The sequence below is a fragment of the Allocoleopsis sp. genome, from assembly GCF_036703385.1.
In the GTDB taxonomy this organism is placed as follows: domain Bacteria; phylum Cyanobacteriota; class Cyanobacteriia; order Cyanobacteriales; family Coleofasciculaceae; genus Allocoleopsis.
Genome location: NZ_DATNPA010000518.1, coordinates 1 through 3,014 on the forward strand (window position 1 = coordinate 1; position 3,014 = coordinate 3,014).

At 45.7% G+C, this 3,014-nt stretch carries 2 protein-coding genes and 2 tRNA genes; 1 reads left to right on the forward strand and 3 read right to left on the reverse strand.

The features are described 5' to 3' along the window. Positions 1-81: 81 nt before the first annotated feature. From rplL to V6C93_RS25205, 3 genes are all read right to left on the reverse strand, one after another. A complete protein-coding gene (rplL, locus tag V6C93_RS25195; RefSeq protein ID WP_333479419.1) occupies positions 82-468 on the reverse strand; it encodes a 50S ribosomal protein L7/L12 in 387 nt (128 codons plus the stop codon). A gap of 112 nt (positions 469-580) precedes the next feature. Next, positions 581-650: transfer RNA gene (locus V6C93_RS25200), tRNA-Leu, on the reverse strand. A gap of 107 nt (positions 651-757) precedes the next feature. Beyond that, positions 758-823, reverse strand: a tRNA-His gene (locus V6C93_RS25205). A gap of 226 nt (positions 824-1,049) precedes the next feature. Here V6C93_RS25205 and V6C93_RS25210 point away from each other — a divergent pair. Beyond that, the gene (locus V6C93_RS25210; protein WP_333479420.1) at positions 1,050-2,375 is read left to right on the forward strand and encodes a DNA cytosine methyltransferase; all 1,326 of its coding nucleotides are present in this window, start codon (positions 1,050-1,052) and stop codon (positions 2,373-2,375) included. The last annotated feature ends 639 nt before the right edge of the window (positions 2,376-3,014 follow it).

Genomic DNA, 3,014 nt, shown 5'->3' on the forward strand with positions numbered 1-3,014 from the left:
AAGATGATGCTCTACCGACAACGAGCTAGTGCCAATGTATGTAAGCTTTTTCAGTTAGGGCGCGGACAACTGCCACATAACTTAGTTGAGAGAAACTTTCGCCCCTGCTGCTTCCAGTTGTTGCTTGATATCTTCAGCCGCATCGAGTGCGATCGCTTCCTTCACTACTTTCGGTGCTGACTCCACAAAGTCTTTGGCTTCTTTCAATGCTAAACCTGTCAGAGTCCGTACTACCTTCAGAATCGCAATCTTCTTATCAGCAGGGACTTCCTCTAGCACTACGTCAAACTCAGTCTCTAGAGGTTCATCACCTACCACAATCTCTGGCTGAATAGGAATTCCAGATATGAACCGAGTTGTTGAAGCATCAACACCAAAAGTCTCTTCAATCTGTTTAACAAGTTCAGTTGTTTCGAGTATTGTTAAAGATTTTAACTGCTCAAGAATTTCCATAGTCTTAACAGACATGGCTACCCTCCTACACTTCCTATAAAAGATGAATAATTAATAAATCAGTCGCCTGGTTACCCTAAGCGTTTTATTAATGGGCACTTCGCGCAAGTTGAGAAAGCTGTTTGTTCATACGCAGGATTTGAACCTGCATAATCTTGATCTTGAGTCAAGCGCCTTTTCCATTTGGCTAGTATGTAGGCTTTCTACGTCAGGGCGCGAAGTGCGACAAAGAATGGGTATCCCGCGCAAGTCAATAAAGCTATTTCACTTGGCGCTCTACCTTTGAGCTACAGTCCCATGAGAGTGGAACTGGTGGGAATCGAACCCACAACCTCCCGGTTCACAGCCGGATAGTGTGTAAGCTTCATCCGTTAGGGCGCGGGATAGAAAACTTGTAGGGATTTCAAGCTCTTTGCTGAACACCCTATGTTTATACTACATTTATACTACAGGGGTGTCAAGGGATGAGAAAAAATATCTTTTGCTTGTGTCTTTGAGGGATAATCTCAGGTCAGAATATCCCTAAGGTATTCAGGAGATGAGCGATAGAGATACTGTCCTGCGAAGATTACGCCGTCCCCGATGGATATGGCCTCATGCATTCCTCACGCCGACCCGTGGCAATTGATTTATTTGCCGGTGCCGGTGGCTTTTCCCTAGGGATTGAGCAGGCAGGGTTTGATGTGGCTGTAGCGGTTGAGTACGACCCGATTCATGCAGGCGTACATGCCTTTAACTTTCCCCAGACTAAGGTTTTATGTGCAGATGTCGCTCAATTGTCAGGTCAAGATATTCAGAAGGCTGTAGGAGAGTGGGCTGCGAAGAATGAGAAAACGAGTGGACGAGGTAGTCATCGTCTCTCGAAAGTTCCCATTGACTTAGTGTTTGGTGGTCCCCCTTGCCAGGGATTCTCGACCATTGGCAAGCGCCAGATTGATGATGTGCGTAACACTCTTGTGTTTGAGTTTTGCCGCTTGGTGAAAGAACTTCAACCCCGCTACTTTGTGATGGAGAATGTACCGGGGTTACGTATGGCAAAATACTCCCATATCCTAGAGCGGTTAATGAGTGAGTTTAAAGCCGCAGGGTATGAATTAACGGAACCCGTGCAGGTGTTGAATGCCGCGAATTTTGGCGTCCCGCAGCAGCGGCGGCGGTTATTCATACTGGGTAGTCAGGTTGGATTGAACAAACTTGCTTATCCTGAGCCAGAACTGCGATCGCCCTCTGAATATATAACGGTAAAAGATGCGATCGCAGATTTACCCAACCTCGATGATTTTGCCGAACTCCACAAAACAGACTGTATTCCACTGACACCCGCACAAATCGACCAGATGCATGAACAAGCAACGCTCTACGTCCAAAAGCTTCGGAATTTGACCTCCGATTTTACGAATTTCGCCTATTCTCGTTGGTGGAATTCCCAGCTGTTGACCAGTTCCATGCAAACTCAGCACACGGAAACATCCATTGAGCGTTTTAAAGAGACACCCGCAGGGAAGTTAGAACCCATCAGTCGATTGCGACGTCTTGATTGGCATAAACCTTGCCATACCCTAAGAGCTGGGACCGGTTCAGATCGAGGTGCCTATACCTCCCCTCGCCCTATTCATCCTGAGTATCCACGAGTTATTTCCGTGCGAGAGGCAGCGCGACTGCACTCATTTCCAGACTGGTTTCGCTTCCACATCACCAAATGGCATGGCTTTCGACAAGTAGGCAATGCAGTACCGCCACTTCTAGCACGAGCTTTAGGAGACCAAATTCTTGCCGCCTTGGAGGTGAAGCCCTTGGTGCCACAGGTCTCCATAGAACTCGGAAATCCGCAATTGATCAGATGTAGCCAGTTGCAGGCATCCAAATATTGGAAAACACAGATCGATATTAAGTCCGTTTCAACGGACTTAAACCCTGATTGAGTCAGCTTTAGCTGACTTTAGCTATGACGCCCTTCGCGTTAGCAAAGCGGTAGCGACGTAAGGAGCGTCAGCGTTCTCCGCAGGAATACTTTAGTTCAGGGGGGGACTGTGGGTAATACTTAAGACTGATGCCAAATCTGAATTAATATTGTAATTATCGCCGTAGCACTACGTAACCAGAGAAATGCTGTTAAAATTCTAGATAATTCTCAGTGAGTGATTCACATCACAGGGTGACAGAGTGTCTGTCACATTTGGTTTCATGGGCGCATCACAGGAGCTAAAACTCCCGATCACTGAAGATCTAGGTGATTTATCGGATAGTAGAATTACAGAGCTTTTACACAAGGAATTATGAGACAAGCTGAAATTTGCTTCCCGAAATTCCCCGTTGAACACCTTGCTAATCGCATAATGTGTCTTCGCAAAATTACTCGGCTCGACCAACATTTATTTATGTCAGCTCTCCTCTCTAAAAAAGCTCTATCGCTAGAAGAGAAAAACCTAGTAGAAAAGGTTTATCAGGGCTTGAATAAGGGGTGGATAAAAGTAGTGGACTAAATCAATCAGGTCTTCTAAATCTAAAAACATCTGCTACTTATTATTTACTTTTCGCTTCTATCGGTTAATTTTATACAG

Coding starts and splice junctions, on each gene's coding strand:
- rplL (WP_333479419.1), bottom strand. CDS start 468: ATGTCTGTTAAGACTATGGAAATTCTTGAGCAGTTAAAATCTTTAACA.
- V6C93_RS25210 (WP_333479420.1), top strand. CDS start 1,050: ATGCATTCCTCACGCCGACCCGTGGCAATTGATTTATTTGCCGGTGCC.